Source organism: Pseudoalteromonas sp. 78C3 (genome assembly GCF_002836695.1).
GTDB lineage: Bacteria > Pseudomonadota > Gammaproteobacteria > Enterobacterales > Alteromonadaceae > Pseudoalteromonas > Pseudoalteromonas arctica.
In genome coordinates this window covers 1-432 of sequence record NZ_PJAV01000058.1, presented here as the reverse complement: position 1 = coordinate 432, position 432 = coordinate 1, and the positions used below count along the sequence as shown (strand labels likewise).

The window sequence follows — 432 nt, the reverse complement described above, 5'->3', positions numbered from 1 at the left end:
GCTTCACGGTCTTCTGATGAGTTTGAACCATTCGCTGATTGTAGTGCTAATTCACGCATACGTTGTAAAATACTTGTAGACTCACTCATTGCGCCTTCAGCTGTTTGCGCCATTGAAATACCATCGTTTGCATTTCTTTGAGCTACGCCTAAACCATTTACTTGTGATGTTAAACGATTTGAAATTTGTAGGCCTGCCGCATCATCTTTTGCGCTGTTAATACGCATACCCGATGATAAACGCTCCATTGATGTCGCTAAATCAGAACCTGATTGAGATAGGTTACGTTGTGCGTTTAATGAAGATACATTTGTGTTTACTGAAATCATAAGAAAACTCCTGATTACTTTCGTAAAAGTACTGTTTTGATTTAACCAAGAGCCGTAACAAATTTATGTACAAGCCCCTTACTGATTAAGTTAACGGCAGGAA

The 432-nt window shown here is 38.9% G+C and carries 1 protein-coding gene; it reads right to left on the bottom strand.

The genetic code is table 11. The features are described from left to right. Positions 1 to 329, bottom strand: a 329-nt coding sequence (locus CXF76_RS00805; protein WP_442960166.1) for a flagellin N-terminal helical domain-containing protein, incomplete at its 3' end; no start/stop codon positions are given. Positions 330 to 432: the final 103 nt, after the last annotated feature.